This is a genomic window from Bradyrhizobium jicamae, from assembly GCF_001440395.1.
Lineage (GTDB): Bacteria > Pseudomonadota > Alphaproteobacteria > Rhizobiales > Xanthobacteraceae > Bradyrhizobium > Bradyrhizobium jicamae.
This window is the reverse complement of the sequence record NZ_LLXZ01000215.1, coordinates 152,438-178,696: the sequence shown is the minus strand read 5'-3', so window position 1 is coordinate 178,696 and position 26,259 is coordinate 152,438. Positions and strand designations below refer to the sequence as shown.

Genomic DNA, 26,259 nt, shown 5'->3' with positions numbered 1-26,259 from the left:
CGGTAGCCGAAACGGAGCGCGCTCAGCGCGAATATCTGGAGAAACCAGTAGAGAACAATGGTGATGCGGCCGAACAGCACCGGCGCCTTGCCGTTCGATACCCCGAAGATAAACGCGTAGTCCAGCACGATGAGCGCGACCGCCAGAACGGACGCCACGCGCAGGATGTTCAGCGCGTCGGGGAGCGAAATGAAACGCCATTTCGTCGTCGTCAGGTTGAAGACGTAGCAGATCACGACGCTGAAGATGACGAACAGCGGCAGGATGCGCAGCAACAGCGGTAGGCGGGCATAGAACGCCTCGCCGCCCTCGAAGCGCAGGTAGAAGCTCGCCAGCAGCGCAAGCGCCGTCGCCAGCGCATCATGCGCTGCGATCAGAAAATTGCGGCGGGTTAGTTGCGAAAGAGGCGCCATTCCAATGGCCGGCTGCGGGAACGATCGGGATTCGCGAGGTGAGTCCACTCACCCGCTGATATCTTATCTCCGGCGCGCATGCCAGCGATCATGCCCGGGAAGATTCGGCGGCCTCGGATCTGGCGCGCAGCACCATACCGCCGGCGACCCCGACACCGAGCACATACATCCAACCCTCGTGAAAATCGAACAGATGCGAGTTGAACAGCGAACTGAACACGTTCTGCAGCACCACCATCAGCCCGATCCAGGCCGCCAGCCCCGCGCGGCGAAACATCGAGAAATGAGAGAACCACATTGCATACAGGATCACGACCCCGACAGCACCCCATTGGACCGCGACGTTGAGGGTCTGGTTATGCGGATTCCCGATCACCGCTCCCTGCGCCAACGCAGCAGGGCCGGTCGCCGCCGCCTCGAATAGTCGTCGCGTCGATCCCGTGCCATGACCGATCACCGGCGCCTCGGCAAAGAACCGCAGCGACTTCTCCCAGAATTCCAGTCGCAGCCCGATCGACGTCGGCTCATTGAATTCCTTATAGATGCGGTATTCCCGCGAGAACTTGTCGGTGGTCGCCTGCAATTGCGGCGACAAGGTCCAGGCGAGCGCGCCGAGCACGACCGCTGCGATGAACAGCAGCACGTTGGTCCGCCACCTCAAATGCGCCATCGCGAACACGACAAGCATGATCGGCAGCGTGACCAGCGCCGTGCGCGAGACGATGACGAAAGCCATGTTGAGGATGAAACTGGCCGCGACCGCGGTCAGCAACAATGCCTGTCTGATTTTCCCGTCTCGCAGCAATGTGAAGATGGGGAAAGCGAGCACGACCGTGCACAGCACGAATTCCTGGCTCTGGGCGATATAGTTCTTGACGAAGATGCCGTGTCCCCCCGCCTCGCCGGGAGCCTTCAGCGAAAGGCTGGGATCAATTGCGACGAGCCAGGACATGACCGTAAGCAGCGCACAGGAAACCAGGAAGCCGACGAAGACCCACATGCCCCGCGTTGAACGCTCGAAATGATAGAACAGGAACGGCAGAACGAGCAGCTTCGTCGCGGGGCTCAGTGCATAGAGCCGCGCCCCCCAGGACGCGTCCGACCACAGCGTTCCTGCGACGGCAAGCGCAACAAGCGCGATCGGCAGCGCGCTGATCGGCCGCTGCAACGAGCGCAAGAACGGGCGCAGTTCGAGCGTTGCGGCCAGAGCAGCGAGCCAGACCACCATGCCGATGCTCACGCCGCTGGTCGACCACGGCAGCAGCGCCGCCACCACGACCGCGATGAGGTCAACGTTCAGCATGCGCGGACGGATCTGCCGAGCAGATGCCATGATCGAACAATGAAGCGCCATTTCGTCGACGTCAGATTAAAGACGTAGCAGATAACGATACTGAAGACGACGAGGAGCGGCAGAATGCGCAGCAATAGCGGCAGGCGGGCATAAAAGGCGTCGCCCCCCTTGAAGGGCAGGCAAAAGCTTGTCAGCAGCGCCAGCGCATCATGCGCTGCGATCAGAAAATTGCGACGGGTCAGTTGCGAAAGAGGCGTCATTCCAATGGTCGGCTGCGGAAGATATGGGGATTCGCGGGACATCCCGCCCGCTGATAGCTCATCTGTCGCACGCATGCCAGCAAGCATGACGAGATAATCCGGGAAGATTCCGCCGAGTCGCGGCGGGATCGGCTCGCAGTCCTGTCCCTCCCTATTTCCGATGCTCATTACCATGCCGCGATATGGTTCACCGGCTGACATGCTGGCGCGATCGGCTACACTGCCCCGTCATTTTCCCATGAAAGGCATTCCATGCGCATCATGATCCTCAATGGCCCGAACCTTAACATGCTCGGCATCCGCGAGCCGCACATCTACGGCTCGACCACGCTCGACGCCATCAAGGCCTCCTGCGAGGAGTTTGCCGCGCTTGCCGGCGCAGAGCTGGCATTCCATCAGTCCAACCACGAGGGGGTGCTGGTTGACTTGATCCAGTCCGCGCGGACCTCGGCGGACGTCCTCATCATCAACCCCGCCGCCTACTCCTTCACCTCGATTGCGATGTTCGACGCCTTGAAGATCTTCGAGGGGCCGATCTACGAGGTGCATATTTCGAACATCCACGCCCGCGACGAGCTGCACCGGCACTCCAAGCTCTCGGCCGCGGTCAAGGGTGTGATCGCAGGCCTCGGCCCCTACGGCTACATCGTTGCCATGCAGGCCGCGCTGCAGGGCGCCGGCAAGCTGCCCGCCGCCCTCCCGGCGGCCGTGCGCGTCGGACCGAAATAGGAGCGCAACATGCAGGGAGCCGGCTATCTCGCCATCTGGAGCGATCTGGCGCCGCAGGACGAAACCGACTGGGCGCACTGGATCACACGCGAACATGCCGCCGAGCGCGTCGGCATCAACGGTTTTCTGGCGTGCCGCATTTTCCGCGCGCTCGGCGCCGCGGTGAACCGCTACTTCATCCTCTACGAGCTCGAGGATGAGCGCGTTGTCGGCGGGCCAGATTATCTGGCGCGGCTGAACGCGCCGACGCCCTGGTCGCAGCGCATCATGCCCAGGCTCGGCAATTTTGCGCGCGGCGGTGGCCGCATCGCGGCCTCGGCCGGCACCGGCCAGGGTGGCATCGTCGCTCCCCTGCGCCTCGACGCCGCGCCGTCTTGGGATGCCGCCGCGGTCGTCGCCGAGCTTGCCCGCCTCGACAGGATCATCGCCGCGCGGGTCCTGCTCACCGATATCGCGCAGACCTCGATCAAGACCCGCGAGAAGGGCATGCGGGCCAACGACGGCTCCTTTGCCGCGCTGCTGCTGGTCGAGGGGTTGGACGAGCCCGCGGTCCGCGACGCTCTCGTTCACCTGCGCAAAATCCTTCCTGCCGAGGAGCACGGGGCCATCGATACTCTGCCGCTCTACCGCCTCGCCTTCAGCCTGCCGAAGCGGCTGTTGCCGGGCTGAAGCGCAGACGAAAGGCAGCTCGCTGTTGCGCCGACAAAAGCCGTTGCCCCGGCATCACCACATTTCGGCTACAATAAAGGAGGCATACTTCCTCCTGCTCAACCGGTGAACACCGGCCTTTCGTTCGATCCCTCGGCTGCGTCGCGAAAACAGGAGCATAACCATGGCGATAACGACGCTGAAGGTTTTGGCGAGCGTCCTGCAACTGCACGGTCCAGGCGCGACAATACAGAGCGATCATCAAGGCATCGACGCGCTGCTGAGTGACCTGCGCGGACAGGGTACCGATCCCGTGGCAACCGAGGTCGCCTTCAGACGAGGTGCATTTGCCAGAGGGCCACGTGCAGGTGCCTTTCGCAGAGCAGGGGGATACTATCCGGGTGCGGGCGCGTTCCGCCGAGGGGGATTTATCCGAGGATACTGACTAGTCGAGGGCTAGTCGTCGTTTCATCCAGGCCATCTCGGTGCCGGCATGTCGGCTGACGATTCAGATTCCGCCGCCTTTCAAGACCAGCCGATCACCCAGTTGCTGGTCAAGGTGGCTACGAGGTGCAACATTGATTGCTCCTATTGCTATTGGTTTCGCGACGCTTCTGTCTACGACAAGCCGAAGCTGATGAGCAGCCACGTGCTGCATCAGTTATTGCAGCGTATCGAGCAGCATGTCGCCAGATACTCCCTTGTCGATTTTCCGATCGTTCTGCACGGCGGCGAGCCCTTGCTATGGGGCGTTGAGAATTTCCACCGTTTTGCCGAAGCCTGTGAAGGCATTGCATCACGAACGGGCTGCGAAATACCCATCGCGGTCACAACCAATGGCCTGCTGATCGATGATGAATGGCTGGACTGCTTCGAGGCGCGCAACATCTCGGTCGCAATCAGCCTTGATGGGCCAGAACATATTCACGACATTCATCGCCGCACGTTTCAAGGCACGGGCACCCACGCCGCCGTGGAACGTGCCGCCCGCATGCTGGTATCGCGCGACATCGGCGTCATGGCATTGGCCGTCTGCAATCCCGCCTACCCGCCGGCACAATATGCCGAGTTCTTCGCAAAGTGCGGGATTTCAAGCTATGACATCATGATTCCCGATGCGACGGTGGATGAGAAGCCCGCATCCATCGCCTCGTTCTACAATGGTCTGTTCGACTTGTGGCTGGCGGCCAATCGCAGCGCGCCGACAACCAGTATCCGGATCGTTTCCGACATGATCACCGCCCTGCTTGGCAACAATTCGCCCACCGAGGGCGTCGGGCACAAGCCGGTTGAACTTTGCACCGTCATGACCGATGGCACCGTGGAGGCTCACGATGTGCTGCGGATCGCAGGTGACGGATTCACGCAGACCAGGTTCAATATCTTCGATCATGCCATCGACGACGTCAGGAACGAGAGCCGCTGGAAAGCCGCGCGCGATGCTTCAATCCATCTTTGCGAAAAGTGCCGAGCGTGCAAATTCATGAACGCCTGCGGCGGCGGCTATCTTCCGCATCGCTTCTCCAAAGAAAACGGTTACGACAATCCGTCGGTCTATTGCGACGATCTCTATTCGATGTTTGAGAACATGCAATCCGTATTGGAGAGCCATCTTTACGTCAGCAAGCCAAGCGGGGAACGCATCAACGTACGAGACACGCTGCCGGGCACCGAGTTAGAACGTGAACTCATGCCGTCAGGTCCAACACCCCCGTAGGGTGAGCAAAGCGCAGCGGGCCCACCATTCAAGATCGCGGTTTTCGAGAATGGTGGGCACGGCGCGTAACCGCGCCTTTGCCCACCCTACGACACTGCCCGAGACTACGCCTTCGCCGGTCGCAGCATGCGCGAGACGCCGCTGAAAGCCCTGTCGATCACGGGCCAGAACAACAGCACGATCGCCAGCGTCGTGATCGAACCGACGAGGCCGTTGGACCAGAACACCTTCAGATCGCCGCCCGAGCCGATCATCGACAGACGAAACGCGTCCTCGGCGCGGTTGCCGAGCACCAGCGCCAGCGTGAACGGCGCCAAGGGAATGCCGATCTTCTTGAAGACGTAGCCGACGACGCCAAAGCCCAGCATCAGCCAGATGTCGAACATCGCATTCTGGATCGCGAAGGCCCCGATCGCGCAGGACACCACGATCATTGGCGCCACCGCCGCGAACGGCACGCGCAGGATGGAAGCGAAGATCGGCACCGTCGTCAGCACCAGCACGAGGCCGACGACGTTGCCGAGATACATCGACGCGATCAGGCCCCAGACGAAATCCTTGTGCTCGACGAACAGCAGCGGCCCCGGATTGAGGCCCCACACCATCAAGCCGCCGAGCAGGATCGCCGCGGTGCCGGAGCCGGGAATGCCGAGCGCGAGCATCGGCAGCAGCGCCGCGGTGCCGGAGGCGTGCGCGGCCGTCTCCGGCGCGAACACGCCCTCGATGCGGCCCTTGCCAAAGCTGTCCTGATCCTTGGAGAAGCGCTTGGCGAGGTTGTAGCCCATGAACGACGCAGCGATCGCGCCGCCCGGCGTGATGCCGAGCCAGCAGCCGATGAAGGAGGAACGAAACAGTGTCACCCAGTATTTCGGCAGGTCCTTCCACACCGAGAGCACGACGCGCAGGGAGATGCCGGCGGCATGGCCGCGCAGCGCCAGACGCTCCTCCATCGTGAGCAGGATTTCGCTGATGCCGAACAGGCCGATGACGGCCACGAGGAAGTTGACGCCGCGGAGCAGCTCGGCCGAACCGAACGTCATGCGCAACTGGCCCGACACGGTGTCCATGCCGATGCCGGCCAGCAGCAGGCCGAGCGACATCGAAATGACCGTCTTGTGCTTGGCCTCACGGCCAAGCCCCACGAAAGAGCAGAAGGTAAGCAGATAGACCGCGAAGAACTCCGGTGGTCCGAACTTGAGCGCGAACGAGGAGATCATCGGCGCCAGGAAGGTGATCAGCATCACCGCGACCAGCGAACCGATGAAGGACGAAGTGAAGGCCGCCGTCAGCGCTTCCGCCGCCCTGCCCTGTTGCGCCATCGGATAGCCGTCGAAGGTGGTCGCGACCGACCAGGCCTCGCCGGGGATATTGAACAGGATCGAGGTGATGGCGCCACCGAACAGCGCGCCCCAATAGATGCAGGACAGCATCACGATGGCCGAGGTCGGATCCATCGTAAACGTCAGCGGCAACAGGATCGCGACGCCATTGGGGCCGCCGAGCCCCGGCAACACGCCGACGAAGATGCCGAGCACCAGCCCGGTCATCATCAAGAGCAGCGTCTTCCAGGTCAGCAGCACGGCAAAACCGTGCATCAAGAGGCCGATGGCTTCCATGGCGTTAGTCCCACCGAACCTGTTAGCGGCCGAGCGCCGCTTCGAGCGGGCCCTTTGGCATGATGACATCGAAGGCGACGTCGAAGGTCACGAACATCGCGGCGGTGAAAATGAAGGCGGTGAGCAGCGACTTCCACAGCGCGATCTTGCCGACCAGGCGCATGAAGCCGGAGATCAGAAGGAAGCTCGCGACATAGAGCCCCAGAAATTGCGTGGCGAGGCAGAACAGCACCGTCGGCACAAACACCGCCATGACGCGGCGAAGCTGCGCCCGCGTTACGAAGGTTTCAGTGGCCTCCGTGCGCGACAGGAAAGCGGCGACCAACCCGTAGAGACTGGCGCCACCGAGGATGATCGAGAGGTAGAACGGGAAGTAGCCGGGTTGCGGACCGGTGGATTCCCAGCCGGCGCCAGCGCGCCAGTTATCAAGACCGAGCGTGATTGCAAGTGCGAGCAGCAGCAGCGAGACGACGACGTCGACGACGCGAACGCTCACCACTTGAGGCGAGTTGGCCTCCGGCGCGGTCGGATCCTCGACGACGATTTCGATGTCGGTGTTGGACATGGAGACGGTGAACCCCGATACGACAGACGCAAACGGGGATACGTGCCGACGCCGCTGGCGTCAATGTCCGGCGCTGCGCTCCGGGAATGCGCTCGCAAGTGCAGCACGATCGGGCCGCAGCAGGCCACGCTCCGTGATCAATCCCGTGACCAGCCGCGCCGGCGTGACGTCGAACGCGTAGTTGGCCACCGGTGAGCCGTCGGGAACCACGCGCACGGTCTCGACACGCCCGTCCGCGGTGCGGCCGGACATGGTCGCCACTTCGTCGGCGCTGCGCTGCTCGATCGGGATCTGCCTAAGACCGTCATCGATACTAAAGTCGATGGTCGGCGACGGCAGTGCAACATAGAACGGCACGCCATTGTCGTGCGCGGCCAGCGCCTTCAAGTAGGTACCGATCTTGTTGCAGACGTCGCCATTGGCCGCCACCCGATCGGTGCCGACGATGGCGAGATCGACCATGCGGTGCTGCATCAGATGGCCACCAGTGTTGTCGGGGATTACCGTGTGCGGGACGCCGTGGTGGCCGAGTTCCCATGCGGTCAGCGAAGCACCCTGATTGCGCGGCCGGGTCTCGTCGACCCAGACATGTACCTTCACGCCGCGATCATGGGCGAGATAGATCGGCGCCGTCGCCGTGCCCCAATCCACTGTGGCGAGCCAACCGGCGTTGCAATGCGTCAGGACGTTGACCACCTCACCCGGCTTCTTCCCCGCCGCGATCTGCTCGATCAGCGCCAGACCGTGCCGGCCGATCCCCTGGTTGAGCGCGACGTCCTCGTTCGCGATTTCGACCGCGCGCCGGTAGGCCGCGGCAACCCGCTCCGACGCCAGCAACGGCCGGAGCAGACGCGCCATCTCGTCGAGCGCCCATTTCAGGTTGATCGCCGTCGGCCGGGCCGCCAGCAGCAGGGCATAGGCGCGATCGAGCGCTGCATCAGAAGCGTCGGTGCGCATCGCGAGCGCCATGCCAAAAGCCGCGGTAGCGCCGATCAGCGGGGCGCCGCGCACCAGCATGGAGCGGATGGCCTCGGTCGCATCCTCGGCGGTGGTGATACGCGCCACCACGAATTCATGCGGCAACCGGCGCTGGTCGATCGCGCCGACGGTCCAGCCGTCGCCCTCGAGCCAGATACTGCGAAAATGCCGGCCGTCGACCTTCATGACTTTAGTACCCTGCCCGCGACAGCATCGAGCTTGGCGAGCAATTTTGCGTCGCGCGCTTCCGGCGCCGTGATCATGGCGGTGTCGAGCGCCTTGTCCGAACCGATCGGACACGGCTCATGCTCGCGGGGAAAATCCCTGGCGAGGCGTGCGACCAGTGCCTTGGCCTTGCCGGCATTCGAGTTCAGCACGCGAATGATATCCTGCACGGTGACGGCGTCATGATGCGGATGCCAGCAATCGTAATCGGTGACCATCGCCACGCTGGCGTAGCAGATCTCGGCCTCGCGCGCGAGCTTGGCCTCGGGCATGTTGGTCATGCCGATCACGGCATAGCCCTGCGCCTTGTAGGTCAGGCTCTCGGCGAGGCTGGAGAATTGCGGGCCCTCCATGCAGACATAGGTACCGCCCTGCACCGGCGCGATGCCTTCAGCCTTGGCGGCGGCGGCGAGATGCACGTGCAACCGCGGCGACACCGGATGGGCCATCGAGACGTGGGCGACGCAGCCCTTGCCGAAGAACGAAGTCTCGCGCTTGTAGGTGCGGTCGACGAACTGATCGACCAGCACGAAGGCACCGGGCGACAGTTCCTCCTTGAACGAACCGCAGGCCGAGAGCGAAACCAGGTCGGTCACCCCCGCCCGCTTCAGCACGTCGATATTGGCGCGGTAGTTGATGTCGGAAGGCGACAGCGCATGCCCCTTGCCGTGCCGCGGCAGGAACACGATCGGCAAGCCGGCGATCACGCCGCGCGTCAGCGGCGCGGACGGCTCGCCCCAGGGGCTCTCGATGATCTCCTCGCGGACGTCTTCCAGCCCCGGCAGGTCATAGATGCCGGATCCACCGATGATGCCAAGCACGGCGCGCGTCATGAGTTCTCCACTCAGCTATTCCAGAGACATGTTCGACTATACTGCGCCGCAATAATCAAGCATTGTCCATCCCCTTCAAGAGGGCTTGACATGCCGAGCACCAAGGACCGGGACAAACGCCAGTCGATCATCGACGCCTGCCTGCGCATGAATGCGCTCGGCATCAACCAGGGGACGTCAGGCAATATCAGCCTGCGCCATGGCGATGGCATGCTGATCACGCCGACCAGCACGCCCTACGAGGCGATGAAGCCCGACCAGATCGTCTACATGCATCTCGACGGCAACCACGATCCCTCGCAGCGGCCGTCGAGCGAATGGCGATTTCACCGCGACATCCTCAAGGCCCGTCCGGAGGTGCAGGCGATTGTGCACACCCATCCGCCCTACTCGACCATGCTGGCGATCATGGGTATGGAGATTCCGCCCGTGCATTACATGGTCGCCGTTGCCGGCGGCGACACCATTCGCTGCGCACCTTACGCAACCTTCGGCACCCAGGAACTGTCAGAACATGCCGTAAAGGCGCTGGAGGGACGGCTGGCCTGCCTGCTCGAGCATCACGGCATGATCGCGGTCGGGCCTTCGCTGTCGAAGGCAATGTGGCTAGCAGTCGAGGTCGAGACGCTGGCACGGCAATATCACGGCTGCCTGCAGATCGGCACGCCGCCACTCCTCTCAAAGGAGGAAATCGAGAAGGTCCGTCTCCGCATGGCCGGGTATGGCCACGCGGAGGAGTAGCGACGTAGCGTTTTCGAGCGAAGTGGACGCCGGTTCGCGTGAAGAAAACGCGTTAAAAAAGAACCTGGCGCGTTATTTCGCGACGAAGCCCGCTTCGTTCATGAGCTGCGAGTTCAGCTTGTCGTCCTCTTCGAGGAACTTCAGCATGTCCTTGCCGGTGAGGAAGATCGGCTTCAGCGCCTGCTTCTCCATATAGTCCTTGTACTCAGGCGTCTGCGTCACCTTCTGGAACAGGTCGACATAGAACGCCTGCTGGTCCGGCGTCACCTTGCCGGGCAGGAACATCGCGCGCAGCATCAGATACTGCACGTCGAGCCCCTCCTCCTTGCAGGTCGGGATGTCGTTCCAGGATTGCGTTTCCGTGACCTTGGTCTTGTAGGAGATGCGCTCCTTGTCGAACACGCAAAGCGCGCGAACCTGACCGGCGCGCCAGACCTCGAGATTCTCGGAAGGATTATTGACGTTGGATTCGGTGTGCTTGCCGACCAGCTGCGTCGCCGCCTCGCCGCCGGACTTGTACGGCAGATAGGAGAATTTCGCGCCGGTCTTCTGCTCCATGAACACGGTGAGCACGTGGTCCTCGCGCTTGGAGCCGGTGCCGCCCATCTTGAACGGCGAACTCGCCGCTTTGGCGGCGGCGATAAAATCCTTCACCGTCTTGGGACCCTCGGCGTTGTCCCACAGCACGAATTGATCGAGGGCAACGACCGACACCGGCGTCAGATCGCGCCAGTTGAACGGGATCTTCGCCGACAGCGGCAGCATGTAGATCAGCGAATAGGCGATCAGCACCTTGTTGGCGTCGCCGTCGCTGGACTTCATGTACATCAGCGCCTCGGCGCCGGACGCACCGCCCTTCAGCGACACCACCATCGGCTGCTTCATCAGATTGTTCTTCTGGATCGCCGCCTGCATCATCCGCGCCATCTGGTCCGACGCACCGCCCGCGCCGGCTGCGACCACGATTTCGACCGGCTTGGTCGGCTCCCAGGCGGCAAGCGCTGGAGTGGTTGCGATCATGACCGTCATGGCGGCCGCGGCTTTGAGGATATGTCCCACGAGTTTCATCCCTATGTGATTGTTGTATTTAGAAAAATTATCATTGCCCGCTACGCCATTGTGCGGGCGAACCGGCGACAGTTCAAGCTGCACTGCAAGGTGCTGCCTATGACTTTCGCATGAGGTGCAAACCCTTGCGGCAACAGACTCGTAACTGGAAGCCGCTTCAAGCCCGCGGCTTTTTCGTTGCATGGCTGCGAGTGGGCCCATCTAATGCACGTTACAAGGACAATGAGGAGGACCAACGGAATGAGAAGGATTTTGATAACTGCCCTCATGGGCGCGACGGTGACCCTCGCCGGGTGTGGACGGGATCCAGGACCGAAAGGGGATGCCGGCCCGCAAGGACCAGCCGGCCCGCAAGGCGCGCAGGGCCTGCAAGGCGTGCCCGGCGCCCAAGGGCAGCAGGGCGCTCAAGGGCCACAGGGTCCCCAAGGGCCACAAGGACCGCAGGGGGCGCCCGGCGCAAAGGGCGATCCGGGACCGGCAGCCGCTTCCATCAGGTCGGTTCAGGCCAACGGCGAGGTCAGCTGCGATGCAAGTGAAAACCTAGTGTCAGTGTTCTGTCCGTCTGGCGGTGCAGCCGACGGCGCCAAGTGCGGCAGCGGTCTGGCCATTGGTCTTTGTCTCAAAAAGTAGCCGTCCTACTGCGCTACGATCCAACACATGAGGGTCTGGACCAACCGCAAAAAGAATGCGGTCGTCAAAGGAAGCTTTGAATCCTGGCTGATTGGATTCATCAGCGGCCTGAACATCAACGGCGAGCGGGACATGGTTGGTGGCGGCGACCTCGACGCGATCATCACGTGGATGGATCGCCGCTGCCTCGCCCCTCAGACAGGCAAGCAGGCTGCGCTCGATCCAGGTCCGCCACCCACCGCTTGTTGGAGGGCGCTCCACTCGCGCTCGCCTACCATCGCAGCCGTCCTTCGCCGTCGTCTTCCTACCCGGTCGCTTCGCTTTCTCGGCCGGTTTCCGCTTTGTCGCGGTAGTTCTCGTGGCCATGTTACCTCTCCGGTTGGCAGGCAAATCACCCCGCTGCAGGGAGAGAATCACGACGGGTTCGGTCAAATCCTAATGTCCGGGAATGGGCCGTTATCGGACACCAGTCTTATCCAAGCGCGACGGACCGACTAAGATACCGTCTGTGCAGGGAACTGGTCATGTTCGAAGCGATCAGGACATATTGGGCCGAAGCTAGACGAGGAGTTGTCATCTCCCGGCAGGTCAACAATATCCTGAGCCGGTATCGGCGCATGAACGACGGCAACAAGTATTGGGTCCGTTCCGCTTTCGTTACGGTTCGCGACGACCTTGAAAACCAGTTCGGCTCAATCGGAGAATGGCCGATTGATCGGAAAAAGACCATCGCGGGCCAGATAATGAAAGCTGCCAAGACTGCGGGCAACAACCTAGCGGCCGAAACCACACGCATCGGTGCTAATGGCAGCGCACTGCTTTCGCTCTATCTGGAGGCGAAAGCATTGCCCGGAGCAAAGGCGCTCGAGGCAGCTGAGGCCGTAGAACAGTGGCTGGCGGATGAAAGCTAAGTGCATCCGTGAATCCAGCGCTATCATCGAACCAGTGGCGATCGTAGATCTTCAGCTGTATCCACCTTTTCAAGACCATCGCAGACCTGAAGGATTTCACCCCGGTTTGATGAAATCTACTTGCGCGCGCCGTCGGCGCGGAACAGCATCGGCATGGCCGAACTCGGACTGAAGACGAAGAAGTGAAACGCTGGAAGATAGCGATTTCTTGCCGCCATGGCAGCCCGCACCGCCAATTGTACAAAGTCCACATGGTCGGACGCCGAAATAGACAAGCTAATATGCACGAGCGTGCTGAATGATTTCCGCGCCGGCAGTCGCTATGAAAGTGGCGATCGGATTACATGGCGCTACATTGGCAAGAACCTCGTGCTTGTCGCAGGCGGGTTCGTTCTGGTCTTCTGTTGCCCTACTTGCCCTTCCAGTTCGGCGAGCGCTTGTTGAGGAACGCGTCCATTCCCTCGCGGAAATCCTCGCTCATATAGGCGCGCAGGATCAGGTCCTCGCCTTCGTCGCGCGTCAGGGTCCGCCTGATACGGCGCACCGCTTCCTTGGTGACCTCGAGCGTGATCGGCGCGTGGCTGGCAACGAGTTTTGCGGTCTCGTCGGCGCGGCGCTGCAGGGCCTCGACATCGGGCACGACTTCGTTGAGCAAACCCAGCGCCAGCGCTTCCGGCGCCTCGACCAGTCTCGCCCTAAAGATCAGGTCCTTGGTCCGCGCCGGACCGACCAGCGAAACTAGCCTGGAGATGTTGGACATGGACAAGCAGTTGCCGAGCGTGCGCGCGATCGGAAAACCCATCCGCGTCGTTTCGGTGCCGATACGGATGTCGCAGCACGCCGCGATGCCGGCGCCGCCACCGGTGCACGCGCCGGCAATCGCCGCGATCGTCGGCACCCGGCACGCTTCCAGCGCGCCGAGCACGCGGTCGATGCGGGCCTCGTAGTCGAGCGCATCCTGTGCGGTCTTGAAGGCGCGGAACTGCGAGATATCGGTGCCCGACGCGAACGCCTTGTCGCCCGCGCCGGTCAGGATCATCGCCTTGATCGAGCGGTCGTTGTTGATGGTCTCGCAGATCGCCGCCATCTGCTCGTACATGGCAAAGGTCAGCGCGTTGCGCGCTTGCGGACGGTTGAACGTCAGCCGGGCAATCCCGTCCTCGACGGAATAGATCAGGTCTTCAGTCGATGTTACCGGCGCGTTCATCGCGGCTCTCTCTTGTTGTTTTCGATCAAGCAGGCTCAGGCGAGGGCAGCAGCCTTCGGCATCGCCACGACGTCGCGTCCCTTCAGCACTTCCATCGCCGCCAGCACGCCGCCGCTGCGATGCGGCACCTTGGCGAGGTCGAGTCCCATCTCGACGCCCGACAGCGTGCCCATCAGCATCAGGTCGTTGAAGTGGCCGATATGGCCGATCCGGAACACCTTGCCCTTGATCTTGTTGAGGCCAGTGCCGAGCGACATGTCGAAATTTTCCAGCACGACCTTGCGGAAGTTGTCGGCATCATGGCCTTCCGCCATGACGACGCCGGTCAGCGCGGGCGAATGCGCGCCCTGCTCCTGACATTGCGTATCCAGGCCCCAGACCTTGATGGCCGCGCGCGTCGCGGCGCTGTGGCGCTTGTGGCGGGCGAAGACGTTCTCCAGCCCCTCCTCCTCGAGCATCTTGACCGCTTCGCGCAAGCCGAACAGCAGGTTGGTTGCCGGCGTATACGGCCAGGTGCCGGCCTTGTTGATGGCGATGACTTCCTGCCAGTCCCAATAGGAGCGCATCGCCGGATTGGCCTTCGCCACCGCGAGCGCCTTCTCCGAGATGGCATTGAAGCCGAGACCCGGCGGCAGCATCAGGCCCTTCTGCGAGCCCGCGACCGAGACGTCGATGCCCCAGGCGTCGTGCTCATATTCGAGCGATCCGAGACCGGAGATGGTGTCGACCATCAGCAGCGCGGGATGATTGACGCGATCGAGAATCTTGCGGACGTCCTGCGGATGGGTGACGCAGCCCGTGGACGTCTCGTTGTGAACCACGCACACGGCCTTGATCTTGTGCGCCTTGTCGGCCGACAGCCGGGCCTCGATCTGCTCGAGGTCGGCGCCGTGGCGCCAGTCGCCAGGCAGGAAATCCACTTCGAGCTTGAACTTGTCGGCGATACCGCGCCACAGCACTGCGAACTGGCCGGTCTCCGCCATCAGCACCTTGTCGCCGGGCTGCAGCGTGTTGACGATGGCCGCCTCCCAGGCGCCGGTGCCCGACGACGGGTAGATGATCACCGGCTGCTTGGTGCGAAACACCCGCTGCATGGCCGCCAGCGCGGCGTACCCGACCTCGGCAAATTCCGGACCCCGGTGGTCCATGGTCGGCATATCCATGGCGCGCAGCACCCGGTCCGGCACGTTGGTCGGTCCCGGAATCTGCAGAAAATGCCGTCCAGTATGCACAGTCATGGGCGTCCTTCCCGGTCTAGCCTTAGCGTTTCGAGCCTTAGCGTTTCGAGCCGCTCGAATATCACCATTTGGCGGGCTTGTCGCCCGCCGGACGCAGCCCGTCAATGCATAAGGAGCAGGCTTGGAGCGGCGCGCCCCGTGGGCAAGCGCGAGCTGTCGGCTTAGCTACCGACGACCTTGAGATGCGCCGGGGAATTGCCTTGCGGGCGCTGCTCCAGATACGTCATCGCGGCATCGACGCCGCCGGCCCGGTACGGAATACCGGCGACCGACAGCCCCATCTCCACGCCGGTCAGCGCAGCGAGCAAGGTCAGTTCGTTGCACTCGCCGAGATGACCGATGCGGAATACCTTGCCTGCCACCTTCGACAGCCCGGAGCCGAGCGACATGTTGAAGTTGTCGAGCACCACCTTGCGGAACTGGTCCGCGTCATGCCCCGGCGGCATCAGAACGGCGGTGAGAACAGGTGAGAAGTCCTTTGGCTCCTGGCAGAGCACCTCGAGTCCCCAGTGATTGACGGCCACACGCGTCGCAGCGGCAAGCCGCTGATGGCGCGCGAAGACCTGGTCCAGCCCCTCGTCAAGCAGCATCGCGATGGCCTCGCGCAGGCCGTAGAGCAGATTGGTTGCCGGCGTGTACGGGAAGAAGCCGTTTGCATTCGGCTTCAGCATTTCCTCCCAATCCCAATACGACCGCGGCATTTTGTTGGTCTTGGCGGCAGCGCGGGCCTTCTCCGAGATCGCGTTGAAGCCCAGACCGGGCGGCAGCATGAACCCTTTCTGCGAGCAGCTCACGCTGACGTCGACCTTCCATTCGTCGTGCCGGTAGTCGGCCGATCCCAGCGAGGAGATGGTGTCGACCATCAGCAAGGCCGGATGACCGGCCCGGTCCATCGCGGCGCGGATCTCGCCGATCCGGCTGGTGGCACCGGTCGAGGTTTCGTTGTGAACGACCATCACTGCCTTGAGCGCATGCGATGTGTCGCGCGCCAGCCGCTCTTCGATGACCGCTGGGTCTGCGCCGCGGCGCCAGTCGCCGGGCAGGAAGTCGACGTCAATTCCCCAGCGCGCAACCATCTGGCGCCACAGGGTGGCGAAGTGACCGGTCTCCACCATCAACACCTTGTCGCCCGGCGACAGGGTGTTGACGATCGCAGCTTCCCAGGCGCCGGTGCCCGACGAAGGGAAAATCATGACCGGTCCTGAGGTTTGGAAAACCTTCTGGGCACCCTCCAGGACCGTGCGCCCGAGCTGGCCGAACTCGGCGCTTCGGTGATCGATGACCGGCATGTCCATCGCGCGAAGAATGCGGTCGGGGACAGGGCTCGGGCCCGGAATCTGCAGAAAATGCCGTCCTTGCCGCATGATGACCTCCCGTCGTCGCCCCTCCGATCATTTTGCATTCATTTTTTGGTTTGTAAAATGATATTTTACATGCATTATCGGTCGTCGACGTTGATGGCTCCGCAAACTACCGTTGCAACTATGAAATCAACGATTCCCGAATCCGGGGTGCCAATCGCCAAACCCGCCGACAACGGCGCGGAGCGCACTGAGCCTTCGCTCCACGGCGAAATCCTGTCGCGGCTTCGCGACTACGTGGTCGAAGGCAACATTCCGGACGGCGGGCGCGTTCCCGAGCGGCAGCTCTGCGAAATGTTCGGAATTTCCCGCACCCCCCTGCGCGAAGCCCTCAAGGTACTGGCCGCCGAAGGACTGATCGACCTGCTGCCTAACCGCGGCGCACGCGTGCGCCAGCTTGGCAAGCGCGATCTGGAGGAGCTTTTCGACGTGATGGGCGGCCTGGAGAGCCTCGCTGGGCGGCTCGCATGTGAAACCATTACCGATGAAGAAATCGCCGAGATCGAGCGGCTGCACTACGAAATGTATGGCCACTACCTGCATCGCAACATGCACAATTACTTTCAGGCCAACCAGCGCATCCATGAAAGGATCGTGGCGGCATCCCGCAACGAGACGCTGCGCACCATCTACGCCAACCTGGCCGGCCGGATCCGCCGCGTTCGTTATTCCGCCAACTTCGCGCGCGAACGACAGCGCTGGACCGAGGCGATGCGCGAGCACGAAGCGATCCTGGATGCGTTGCGGCGCCGGGCCGGCAGCGAGCTCGCCGACACCCTGTTCCAGCACCTGCGCAACAAGCGGACTGCGGCGGTCGAACACCTCGGCGGGATGCCGGAGGGGGCGATCGCCGAGACCACAGGGCGCTAGCCCTCCAATACATTATGAATTCACAATTGACGCCGCCCCAAGATAAATTGCATCTGTTTCCTTGAGAGATTGCCGAAACAATCCTCCTGGACGATAGGATTTGGGATGAAGAACGCGTCATCACTTGAGCGCCGGCTACGATCAAATATTACCGGCGACGTCCTGTTCGACCGATTTAGCCGCGGCCGCTACGCGACCGATGCCTCGTTCTACCAGATCCTGCCCCTTGGCGTGGTGGTTCCCAGGACCATGGACGAGGCCCTGCGGGCGCTTTCGATCGCCCGGGACGAGGGACGAATCGTCACCCCGCGCGGCGGCGGTACCTCGCAGTGCGGCCAGACCGTCAACGAGGGGTTAGTCGTCGACTTTTCGAAGCACCTGAACCGGCTGCTCTCGCTCGATGTCGAGAACCGCACCTGTGTGGTCGAACCCGGAATCGTGCTCGACGATCTCAACCGCCAGCTCAGGAAGCACGGGCTGTGGTTTCCGGTCGACGTCTCCACCGCCTCGCGCGCCACCATTGGCGGCATGGCCGGCAACAATTCCTGCGGCGGCCGTTCGCTGCGCTACGGCACCATGCGTGACAACACGCTATCGATGGATGCGGCGCTGGCCGACGGCACGCTGCTCCATTTCGGCGAGGTGCCGCGGGATCTGGCGCGGGTGAACTCGCCGCAGAGTGGGCTCGAACTATTCCGTGACATGCTCGATCTCGGCGAGCGCGAGGCCGCCGAGGTCGCTGAGCGTTTCCCGAAAGTGCAGCGCCGTGTCGGCGGCTACAATCTCGATGCGCTGGTGCCGCGCAATGCACCGAACAATTTGGCGCATCTGCTGGTCGGCTCCGAGGGCACGCTGGCGTTCACGACGCAGGTCGAACTGAAGCTGTGGCCCGTCATCGGCAACAAGGTGCTCGGCGTCTGCCATTTCGGCAGCTTCTATGAGGCGATGGATGCGGCGCAGCATCTGGTGAAGCTGCGGCCGATCGCCGTTGAACTGGTCGACCGCACCATGATCGCGCTCGGGCGCGACATCGCGATGTTCAAGCCCGTGATCGAGGCGACCGTGCGCGGCGATCCGGATGCGCTGCTGATCGTCGAATTTGCGGAAGAGGATCGGGCCGACAATCTGCAAAAGCTGAAGCAGCTTTCCGAATTGATGGCGGACCTCGGCTTCGGCTGGAGCCATCCGCAGCGCAAATGGGGCGGCGTGGTCGACGTCATCGAGCCAGCGACGCAGACGGCCATCGCGGATTTCCGCACCTCCGGCCTCAACGTCATGATGTCGATGAAGCAGGAGGGCAAGCCGGTCTCCTTCGTCGAGGACTGCGCCGTGCCGCTGCCGCATCTCGCCGACTACACCGAGCGGCTCAACGCCATCTTCGCCAGGCACGGCACGCGCGGCACGATGTATGCGCACGCCTCCGAAGGCTGCCTGCACGTTCGGCCCGTTCTCAATTTGAAACTGGAGAAGGACGTCAAGGCGATGCGCGCCATCGCCGAAGAGGCGTTCGAGATGGTGCGCGAATACAAGGGATCGCATTCCGGCGAGCATGGCGACGGGCTGGTTCGCTCCGAGTTTCACGAAGCGATGTTCGGTGCGCGCATCGTCGCGGATTTCCGCGAGGTCAAGCAGCGCTTCGACCCTGACAATCTGCTCAATCCCGGCAAGATCGTCGACCCGCCCAAAATGGACGACCGCAGCCTGTTCCGCTATCGGCCGGATTATCGCATCGGTGAACTGAAGACCGTGCTCGACTGGTCGGCCTATCCCGGCGCCGGCGGCGGCTTTCAGGGCGCGGTCGAGATGTGCAACAACAACGGCGCCTGCCGGAAGCTCGAGGGCGGCGTGATGTGCCCGTCCTATCGCGCCACCCGCAATGAGAAGGACGTCACGCGCGGCCGCGCCAATACCCTGCGGCTGGCGATCTCGGGTCAGCTCGGGCCGCACGCCCTGGCTTCGGATGAGATGATGGAGACGCTGAAACTCTGCGTATCCTGCAAGGCCTGTCGCCATGAATGCCCGACTGGCGTCGACATGGCCAAGATGAAGATCGAGGTGCTGGCCGCTCGCGCGGAGAAGCATGGCCTTTCGCTACGCGACCGGCTGGTCGGCTATCTCCCACGCTATGCGAACCTCGCATCACGCTTCGCGCCGCTCGCCAACTGGCGCAACAGCAGCCCGTTGCTGCGTGCACTGTTCGAGAAATTTGCCGGCATCAGCGCCAAACGAGCCCTGCCCGCGTTCCGTCGCGACGTGTTCAGACCCGATGCCGAGACGTACGGCCCGTCGGATGGCCGCGAAGTCGTGCTGTTCGCCGATACGTTCAATCGCGCCTATGAGCGTGAAAATCTCGACGCCGCCCTGCGGGTGCTGGTCGAGGCTGGATATCGCGTCCACATCCCGCGGCCTGCGGATCGCGCCCGGCCGCTGTGTTGCGGGCGGACGTTCCTCTCGGCGGGACTGGTCGACCAGGCCCGCAGCGAATTGAACCGGCTGGTCACCACCTATGCACCGTTCGCTGCGCGCGGGGTGCCGATCATCGGGCTGGAGCCAAGCTGTCTTCTCACGCTGCGCGACGAGCTGCCGTCGCTGCGCTCGGATAATGAGGCGAAGAGCATCAGCGCACATGCTCTGCTGTTCGAGGAATTCCTGGTTCGCGAGGCGGAGGCCGGACGGCTGAAGCTGCCGCTCGGTGCGATGCCTGGGAAAGCTCTAATTCACGGCCACTGCCATCAAAAATCCTTCGGCGCGTTCAAGCCGGTCGAAAAGGCGCTTCGCCTCATTCCCGAGCTCAGCGTCGAAACGATCGAATCCAGTTGCTGCGGCATGGCCGGCGCGTTCGGCTACGGCGCCGACACGTACGAGGCCTCAATGGAGATGGCCGAGCTGTCGCTGCTGCCGGCGGTGCGCCGCGCCGAAACCGCCACGCTGATCGTGGCTGACGGCACCTCGTGCCGGCATCAGATCAAGGACGGCACGAACCGTGCGGCGCTGCATGTCGCCCGCGTGCTCGCGATGAGCCTCGACAGCGCGCAAGTGAAGCATTAATCCCCACTCAATCGCAAAGGAATCTATTCATGGCTGAACTAACCCTCGACGTCGCCCGCAAGATTCTCGATGCCGCCCTCGCCATGGGCGTCGAGAAGAAGTTGAAGCCGCTGGTCATCACCATTCTGGATGCGCGCGGCTGCGTGAAGGTCACGGCCGCACAGGACGGCACCAGCCTGATGCGCGCCGAGATCGCGCATGGCAAGGCCTACGGCGCGCTTGCGATGGGTATGGGTTCGCGGGCGCTGTTCCAGCGCGCCCAGGAGCAGGCCTATTTCGTCAGCGCCGTGAATGCGCTGGCGCAGGGACGCCTGGTGCCGGTGCCGGGCGGCGTGCTGATCCAGGGTGATGACGGCCTGCTCGGCGCCGTCGGTGTCAGCGGCGACACGTCAGACAATGACGAGGTCTGCGCCGTCGCCGGCATCGAAGCTGCCGGACTGAAGGCGAATGCGGGATAATGATCGCTTAAGCCCTACTTGCAGTTGGCTCGCCGGAATGCCTTCCGACGAGCTGTGTCGAGACCTGCGGCGCCCAGTGAAGACCGGCGGCCGAGAAATACAAGTTGACCTTACTGAGTTTGTTTACCGGGATCAGCCAGGATCACCCTGTGCTGGCGAAAACAATTGGATTTCGGTTCCGGATTGCCAAGCAATCTGCCGAATCGGTACCGGCGAAATTCAAGCATTATCACGTTGCGTGTTCTGCGGATCGTAGTAGCTGTCGCCAACAAAAACTGCGAGGAGGCAATCGCTTTGCCGTGGGCCTCTTCGGTTCTTGGTCGGCGCAACGACTGAAGCGTCCGTCTGCGAGCGTCTCGGTCGCTAGAGCGGCCTTCGCCTGCTCGCACGGCCGGTCACAGGTCCCACCAACGCTGAGCTAACCTACCTCAGCAAAGGAATGGAGTGTCCATCAGTGGATTCCGCCCGAAACGGCAACGCGTTCCCCGGTTAGCCAAGCTGCGTGATCGGAGGCAAGGAAGACGACCACAGGAGCGATCTCTTCCGGCCGTCCCAGACGCGCTCCAAGCGGCGTCGCCGCGACCAGCATTTCAGCTGCAGCGCTACCCACGAACCCGATCCGCCGGTTCCCCTCGGTATCAGTATAACCAGGAGCCACAGCGTTTACACGGATTTGACGTTGGCCGAGCTCCCTCGCCAGCGCCACGGTCAGTGTATCGATCGCTCCCTTGGACGCCGCATAAAGACTGGTATTTGGATTTGCGATCTCGCTCGCGATCGAACTTATGTTGATGATGCTGCCTCCCTCTTGGGGGAAATGCCTCACCGCCTGCCGAACAGCAAGCATCGTCCCGAGTACGTTAATGTTGAAATGACGGTGAAACTGCTCCTCGGAGATGTCCTCGATAGGACCAAATTCAAAAACGCCCGCATTATTTACTAGAATGCTGGGTTGACCCAAGGCAGTTCTCGTTACCTCGAACAAGCGCTCAACCTCAGCTGCCTTAGACATGTCGGCCCTAACCGCGACCGCCCTGCCACCCTTTTCGACGATCTCCTTGACCACTCTGTCGGCCCCGTCAATGTCGGAAGCACAGTTCACGGCCACAGCCGCGCCGGCCTCGGCAAGGCTCTTGGCGATTGCGGCGCCGATGCCCTTCGACGCGCCGGTCACAACTGCATTCTTGTACTTCAAGCTATTCATCCTTGACTCCATCAACGAGCGGAGCCGATGTCGTTGCGACGTTGGCGCCAGCTCAGTCTGTTCGCGAACCGCGGTCCTACAAGTCCGCCGCACCGGAAGTAGCCGCCTTTGATGCGCCGAGTTTGCGGTGGTGGGAGACGAAGTGCCCAATGCCCCCGTCACACAAGCGATTAAGACGTACGGTCTCGACGTTTCTTACAAACACTTGATATTTTATCCCGAAATACAACACCCCTCCCATCTCTTGTCCGAGAGACTAACTCATGCCTTCCCAAAACGTGTAGATAGGACGCAGCGATATCTTGCATTCTCGCGAGGAATAAATGGACCGTCTAGCTGCGATGCACACCTTTGTGAAGGTCATTGAGACCGGCTCGTTCTCGGCTGCCGCACGCCAGCTGCGTGTCGGTCAGCCCTCCATTTCCAAAACCGTTGCGCAGCTTGAGCAGAGACTCGGAGTTTCACTCCTTTTGCGTTCCTCGCGCAGCTTGAGCACTACCGAAGCTGGTCAGATTTTCTACGAGCGCGCAAAGCTCACGATCGCAGAGGCCGACGAAGCAGAGCTTGCGGCCCGCGGCGCTGGCGCCGCCCTCCACGGCCGGCTGCGAGTCAGCGCAGCGGTCACTCTGACGCGGCTCAAGATCGCGCCCAAGCTCGGCCGATTTCTTGCTCAACATCCGAAACTCGAGATCGAACTCATCCTCGATGATCGCGACGTCGATCTTGTTGGTGAAGGCATCGACGTCGCCTTGCGTATGGGTGCGCTCAAAGACTCAACGCTGACGGCTCGCAAGATTTCCGATGTTCGCCGACGCGTCGTTGGCACCCCCGTCTACTTTGCGGACTCCGGCGTTCCTCTAAGGCCACACGATCTCGACCAACACGAGGCGATCATATACACACAACGAGGCGGTGGCGTGACCTGGACCTTCGTCAAGGACGCAAATGAAGAGAACGTTTCACTCAACGGTCGCATTCGCTCGACAGCCGCAGAAGCGGTGCGCGAGGCCGTGCTCGCGAACCTCGGACTTGCCGTCGTAAGCGACTGCATGCTCGGCGACGAACTTAAGAGCGGTGCGGTACGTGAGGTCTTAGCCGACTGGCGGCTTCCCTCAATTGACATTTGGGCCGTATTCCCAACCGGTCGTCGTGCAAGTGCCAAAGCACGAGCCTTCGCGGAGTTCGTACAGCTAGAGTTGACCGGGGCGGCAGCATGAATGATCGTCTGCTCAAGAGCCCGATTTGCTACATCAAAGAGCCCCACGTCGAAACTCTGCTTGCAGATAATTCCTGGTGCGGCCGCGCGCCGTGGCGTTCGAGACCAGCAAGGTCGACGTCCTGCTGGACCACCCGATCGAAACTTCTGAGGAGCCTTCTCCTTCGAAGCTGAAGAAGGTTTGAATCACTGGGGCTAGCTGGAAATTCTTCAGTCGCCATCTATCGGCGAATCACTTTTGCTTGACGTTTAGCATAACATTCGTGAATTGAACGCCAGATTTTTCGGTTACGCAGGTCACGCGTCCACGATTCGGAGGAAGTTACCGAGCAACTGGTGTCCGCACTCTGACAGTATCGATTCCGGATGGAACTGTACACCGTAGGTAGGTTGAGCGATGACCAAGAGCCATGATCTCGCCCTCCTCCGAGCGCGCCGCTACCACTAGATGCGACGGGCTCTGATCCAACTCGACAACAAGTGAATGGTACCGCCCGACGCGGAGCGGCGACGGGAGTCCTTCAAACAAGCCATGACCATCATGCGTGATATGCTGCTCGCCCGTGCATGGGACGGTGTGCACGCATCACGTGTCCCCCGAAAACGCTCCCTATGCACTGATGTCCAAGGCAGATGCCCAGAATTGGGATGCGACCGGAAAGCTGGTGAACAATCGCTCTGGATATCCCGGCCTCAATTGGGGTGCAGGGGCCTGGTGAGATCACCACTCCGCGAGGACTCAGGCGAACCAGATCGGCGACACTGATCGCGTCGTTCCGGATAACTTCCACCCCCTCCCCAAGCTCCCGGAAATAGCGGGCGATGTTGAAGACAAATGAATCGTAGTTGTCGATGACTGCAATCATAACACACGAGATGCGTTGACCCAAAACGCCTCGAAGATGCGCTGCGCCTTGGCGAGTGTTTCCTCATACTCGGCATCTGGCTCCGACATCGACGTGACCCCACCTCCAGCATGAAAGGACGCAAGGCCATCCTTGATCGCTACAGTGCGAATCGCAACGTTGGTGTCCATGCGCCCGTTGAAGCCGATGAAACCGATTGCCCCACAATAGACCTCTCGCGCCACTTGCTCGATTTCAGTGATAATTTCCATCGCTCGGACCTTCGGCACTCCTGTGATAGATCCGCCGGGAAAGCAAGCTTGCAACAGGGTGATGGCATCGTGATCCGCCGCAAGTGTTCCCGTCACGACTGATACGAGGTGATGCACCGAAGCATAGGATTCGAGGCCGCAGAGCACGGGAACCTCCACCGAATGTTCGGTGCAAACGCGTGACAGATCGTTGCGCAGAAGATCGACGATCATAATGTTCTCGGCACGATCCTTCTCGGAGGCACGCAGAAATGCAGCGCGGCGCAGGTCTTCCGTCGGGTCAGCGGAACGCGCGATCGTGCCCTTGATTGGCCGCGTTTCAACCTGTCGTCCGCCAAGCTTGAGAAACCGTTCGGGCGAGCTCGATGCAATTGTCAGCTTGTCGTAGCGCAGTAGGGCCGCAAAGGGCGCCGGGTTCAGGGAGCGAAGCCGACAGTAGAAGGCAACCGGGTCGAACGCGGCGGATAACCGAGCGGTAAAGCGCTGCGCAATGTTGGCCTGGAAGATGTCCCCCGCCAGAATCAAATCTATGACGCCCTGTACTGCCGCGACATAGCGCTCGCGGCTGAAGTTCGAATGCCATGTTATTGTTATGTTGCGGGGTTCATTCTCCAGCGATTTTGGACGACACCGGTGAGCCTCTTTTCCCCGAACTCATGGCGGAGCTCGACGCAATCAAGGACGCAATCGTCTCAGGGCTGATGATTCGGCGCGACCATGGGCACCGCAGGTCGAGTACTCAGCTCCCTTGGATCACAGAACGCAAAGATCTTCGCTATCTGCGGCGCGTCGTAAAAAAGATCGTTGCAGCTGCTGGAATTCGAACTGAATTATCATTTACCTCGTTCCGTCACGGCGGCTTTACGGAAGGCGCCGACAGCGACCTTACAGATGCCGAGTTACGGGCCGCCGCCCGTCATCGATCGACACGCCCGCTGCCAGCCTATGCCAAGCGCACGCGCAAACAGCTGATTTCAGGCTCCAAGAAGCGCCGTGAGGAACGGACAAAACCCGCACCGGTCCCGACGCCGGAATGACACCTCACAAGCATCATGAGCCACTAGATTTTGCTTGTAGGGCTTCCAAAAGTTCATCTACGACCGCAACCAAACTATTTTCCCGTCCATGACGGCTTGCGCTTTTCGCCGAAAGCCTTGAGGCCTTCCTTGGCGTCTTCCGTCATCGCCAGCAGCGCGATCTGGCTTTCGGTATAGGCGATGCTTTCGTCGAACGACATCGAGGCGATCGCCCGCATGGCATATTTGCCACGGCGGATCGCGGTCGGCGACTTGTCGACGATGCGGCTGACCAGCCATTCGACCTTGGCGTCGAGTTCGGCGGCCGGCACCACATAATTCAGGAGGCCGGCTTCCTTGGCGGTGCGAGCGTCAAACGGCTCGCCGGTCAGCGCCCACTCGCTGACCAGCCGCTTCGGCGCGATCGATTGCAACAGGCTCAGCACCTGCATCGGGAACACGCCGACCTTCACCTCGGGCAAACCCAAAATCACGTGATCGGCGGCGACCGCCATGTCCGTCATGCACAACAGCCCCATGCCACCGGCCATGCAGACGCCGGCCACACGGGCGATCGCTGGCTTGGTGGCGTTCTGCGACAGCCGCAAGAGATCGGCGTAGTCGACATTCGGCCTGGAAAAATCCATCGCAAAGGCGGCACCGCTGTTCTGCAGGTCGGCGCCGGCGCAAAACGCCTTATCGCCCGCCCCCGTCAGCACGATGACGCGGACGTCCTTGTCATCATGGGCTTCGCGATAACCGCGGACGATGCCGGCGACGACATCGGCATTGATGGCGTTGCGCTTGTCCGGCCGGTTGATGGTAATCCAGAACGCCTGCCCGCGCTTCTCGCGTATCACGCTGCTTGAATCGGTCATTGTCCTGCTCGCTTTTTT

At 61.9% G+C, this 26,259-nt stretch carries 20 protein-coding genes and 5 pseudogenes; 10 read left to right on the top strand and 15 right to left on the bottom strand.

All coding sequences use genetic code 11. The features are described 5' to 3' along the window. The 3 genes and pseudogenes from CQ12_RS37925 to CQ12_RS47850 form a co-directional block, all read right to left on the bottom strand. A pseudogene (locus CQ12_RS37925) lies at window positions 1-413 on the bottom strand (capsular biosynthesis protein); the annotation flags it as partial. An 88-nt stretch (window positions 414-501) separates the two neighbouring features. Beyond that, window positions 502-1,716 carry an O-antigen ligase family protein gene (locus CQ12_RS37920; RefSeq protein WP_245310323.1) on the bottom strand — a complete coding sequence of 405 codons (1,215 nt, stop codon included), beginning with the start codon at window positions 1,714-1,716 and terminating at the stop codon, window positions 502-504. A 38-nt stretch (window positions 1,717-1,754) separates the two neighbouring features. Beyond that, a pseudogene (locus CQ12_RS47850) lies at window positions 1,755-1,967 on the bottom strand (capsular biosynthesis protein); the annotation flags it as partial. A 252-nt stretch (window positions 1,968-2,219) separates the two neighbouring features. On the opposite strand from CQ12_RS47850, the gene CQ12_RS37910 reads away from it, so the two are divergent. The 3 genes from CQ12_RS37910 to CQ12_RS37900 all read left to right on the top strand — a co-directional run bounded on the left by CQ12_RS37910 (window position 2,220) and on the right by CQ12_RS37900 (window position 5,061). Continuing rightward, the gene (locus tag CQ12_RS37910; protein ID WP_057840315.1) at window positions 2,220-2,696 is read left to right on the top strand and encodes a type II 3-dehydroquinate dehydratase; all 477 of its coding nucleotides are present in this window, start codon (window positions 2,220-2,222) and stop codon (window positions 2,694-2,696) included. A 9-nt stretch (window positions 2,697-2,705) separates the two neighbouring features. Then, a complete protein-coding gene (locus CQ12_RS37905; RefSeq protein WP_057840314.1) occupies window positions 2,706-3,365 on the top strand; it encodes a hypothetical protein in 660 nt (219 codons plus the stop codon). A 472-nt stretch (window positions 3,366-3,837) separates the two neighbouring features. After that, the gene (locus CQ12_RS37900) at window positions 3,838-5,061 is read left to right on the top strand and encodes a radical SAM protein (RefSeq protein ID WP_057840313.1); all 1,224 of its coding nucleotides are present in this window, start codon (window positions 3,838-3,840) and stop codon (window positions 5,059-5,061) included. Between the two features lie 104 nt (window positions 5,062-5,165). On the opposite strand, the gene CQ12_RS37895 is transcribed toward CQ12_RS37900, so the two are convergent. The 4 genes from CQ12_RS37895 to CQ12_RS37880 are packed head-to-tail and all read right to left on the bottom strand — an operon-like array spanning window position 5,166 to window position 9,278. Continuing rightward, complete coding sequence (locus CQ12_RS37895) at window positions 5,166-6,677, bottom strand: tripartite tricarboxylate transporter permease (protein WP_057840312.1); 1,512 nt, start codon at window positions 6,675-6,677, stop codon at window positions 5,166-5,168. Window positions 6,678-6,699: 22 nt separating this feature from the next. Next, window positions 6,700-7,242 (bottom strand): tripartite tricarboxylate transporter TctB family protein, encoded by a 543-nt coding sequence (locus tag CQ12_RS37890; protein ID WP_057840311.1) that lies wholly within the window; start codon window positions 7,240-7,242, stop codon window positions 6,700-6,702. A gap of 60 nt (window positions 7,243-7,302) precedes the next feature. Beyond that, entirely contained in the window at window positions 7,303-8,406 is a 1,104-nt protein-coding gene (gene mtnA / locus CQ12_RS37885) for an S-methyl-5-thioribose-1-phosphate isomerase (protein WP_057840310.1), read from the bottom strand. Beyond that, window positions 8,403-9,278 (bottom strand): S-methyl-5'-thioadenosine phosphorylase, encoded by an 876-nt coding sequence (locus tag CQ12_RS37880; protein ID WP_057840309.1) that lies wholly within the window; start codon window positions 9,276-9,278, stop codon window positions 8,403-8,405. Before CQ12_RS37880 ends, mtnA begins: the two co-directional genes overlap by 4 nt. Before the next feature lie 90 nt (window positions 9,279-9,368). On the opposite strand from CQ12_RS37880, the gene CQ12_RS37875 reads away from it, so the two are divergent. Then, window positions 9,369-10,019 (top strand): class II aldolase/adducin family protein, encoded by a 651-nt coding sequence (locus CQ12_RS37875; RefSeq protein ID WP_057840308.1) that lies wholly within the window; start codon window positions 9,369-9,371, stop codon window positions 10,017-10,019. A 72-nt stretch (window positions 10,020-10,091) separates the two neighbouring features. Here CQ12_RS37875 and CQ12_RS37870 read toward each other — a convergent pair whose 3' ends face one another. Beyond that, a complete protein-coding gene (locus tag CQ12_RS37870) occupies window positions 10,092-11,048 on the bottom strand; it encodes a Bug family tripartite tricarboxylate transporter substrate binding protein (RefSeq protein ID WP_245310325.1) in 957 nt (318 codons plus the stop codon). A 1,193-nt stretch (window positions 11,049-12,241) separates the two neighbouring features. Here CQ12_RS37870 and CQ12_RS37865 point away from each other — a divergent pair. Further along, entirely contained in the window at window positions 12,242-12,628 is a 387-nt protein-coding gene (locus CQ12_RS37865; protein WP_157088735.1) for a hypothetical protein, read from the top strand. A gap of 409 nt (window positions 12,629-13,037) precedes the next feature. On the opposite strand, the gene CQ12_RS37860 is transcribed toward CQ12_RS37865, so the two are convergent. The 3 genes from CQ12_RS37860 to CQ12_RS37850 all read right to left on the bottom strand — a co-directional run bounded on the left by CQ12_RS37860 (window position 13,038) and on the right by CQ12_RS37850 (window position 16,437). Beyond that, the gene (locus tag CQ12_RS37860) at window positions 13,038-13,835 is read right to left on the bottom strand and encodes an enoyl-CoA hydratase/isomerase family protein (RefSeq protein ID WP_057840306.1); all 798 of its coding nucleotides are present in this window, start codon (window positions 13,833-13,835) and stop codon (window positions 13,038-13,040) included. 35 nt (window positions 13,836-13,870) lie between these two features. Further along, window positions 13,871-15,073: a pyridoxal-phosphate-dependent aminotransferase family protein gene (locus tag CQ12_RS37855; RefSeq protein WP_057840305.1), complete on the bottom strand. Its 1,203-nt coding sequence runs from the start codon at window positions 15,071-15,073 to the stop codon at window positions 13,871-13,873. 161 nt (window positions 15,074-15,234) lie between these two features. Next, on the bottom strand, window positions 15,235-16,437 hold the full coding sequence (locus CQ12_RS37850; RefSeq protein WP_057840304.1) for a pyridoxal-phosphate-dependent aminotransferase family protein: 1,203 nt from the start codon (window positions 16,435-16,437) through the stop codon (window positions 15,235-15,237). A gap of 120 nt (window positions 16,438-16,557) precedes the next feature. Between CQ12_RS37850 and CQ12_RS37845 the strand changes: the two genes are divergently transcribed. The 3 genes and pseudogenes from CQ12_RS37845 (at window position 16,558) to CQ12_RS37835 (ending at window position 20,810) form a co-directional block, all read left to right on the top strand. Beyond that, window positions 16,558-17,304 (top strand): GntR family transcriptional regulator, encoded by a 747-nt coding sequence (locus CQ12_RS37845; RefSeq protein ID WP_083519655.1) that lies wholly within the window; start codon window positions 16,558-16,560, stop codon window positions 17,302-17,304. A gap of 105 nt (window positions 17,305-17,409) precedes the next feature. Beyond that, window positions 17,410-20,389 (top strand): annotated as a pseudogene (locus tag CQ12_RS37840) (FAD-binding and (Fe-S)-binding domain-containing protein). Then, window positions 20,382-20,810: a GlcG/HbpS family heme-binding protein gene (locus tag CQ12_RS37835; RefSeq protein ID WP_057840302.1), complete on the top strand. Its 429-nt coding sequence runs from the start codon at window positions 20,382-20,384 to the stop codon at window positions 20,808-20,810. The pseudogene CQ12_RS37840 and the gene CQ12_RS37835 overlap by 8 nt, the downstream one beginning before the upstream one ends. 451 nt (window positions 20,811-21,261) lie before the next feature. Here the strand turns inward: CQ12_RS37835 and CQ12_RS37830 are convergent, their stop codons facing one another. Next, window positions 21,262-22,014, bottom strand: a complete 753-nt coding sequence (locus tag CQ12_RS37830) for an SDR family NAD(P)-dependent oxidoreductase (protein ID WP_057840336.1) — start codon at window positions 22,012-22,014, stop codon at window positions 21,262-21,264. A 323-nt stretch (window positions 22,015-22,337) separates the two neighbouring features. Between CQ12_RS37830 and CQ12_RS37825 the strand changes: the two genes are divergently transcribed. Further along, the gene (locus tag CQ12_RS37825) at window positions 22,338-23,231 is read left to right on the top strand and encodes a LysR family transcriptional regulator (RefSeq protein WP_057840301.1); all 894 of its coding nucleotides are present in this window, start codon (window positions 22,338-22,340) and stop codon (window positions 23,229-23,231) included. Between the two features lie 296 nt (window positions 23,232-23,527). On the opposite strand, the pseudogene CQ12_RS37820 reads toward CQ12_RS37825, so the two are convergent. Both CQ12_RS37820 and pabB read right to left on the bottom strand, forming a co-directional pair. Beyond that, window positions 23,528-24,096 (bottom strand): annotated as a pseudogene (locus tag CQ12_RS37820) (anthranilate synthase component II). Next, window positions 24,093-24,929 (bottom strand): annotated as a pseudogene (gene pabB, locus CQ12_RS37815) (aminodeoxychorismate synthase component I); the annotation flags it as partial. The pseudogenes CQ12_RS37820 and pabB, both read right to left, overlap by 4 nt. Here pabB and CQ12_RS37810 point away from each other — a divergent pair. Next, the gene (locus tag CQ12_RS37810) at window positions 24,929-25,384 is read left to right on the top strand and encodes a site-specific integrase (RefSeq protein WP_157088734.1); all 456 of its coding nucleotides are present in this window, start codon (window positions 24,929-24,931) and stop codon (window positions 25,382-25,384) included. The pseudogene pabB and the gene CQ12_RS37810 overlap by 1 nt on opposite strands. A 74-nt stretch (window positions 25,385-25,458) precedes the next feature. Here CQ12_RS37810 and CQ12_RS37805 read toward each other — a convergent pair whose 3' ends face one another. Continuing rightward, window positions 25,459-26,241 (bottom strand): enoyl-CoA hydratase/isomerase family protein, encoded by a 783-nt coding sequence (locus tag CQ12_RS37805; RefSeq protein ID WP_057840299.1) that lies wholly within the window; start codon window positions 26,239-26,241, stop codon window positions 25,459-25,461. Between the last annotated feature and the right edge of the window lie 18 nt (window positions 26,242-26,259).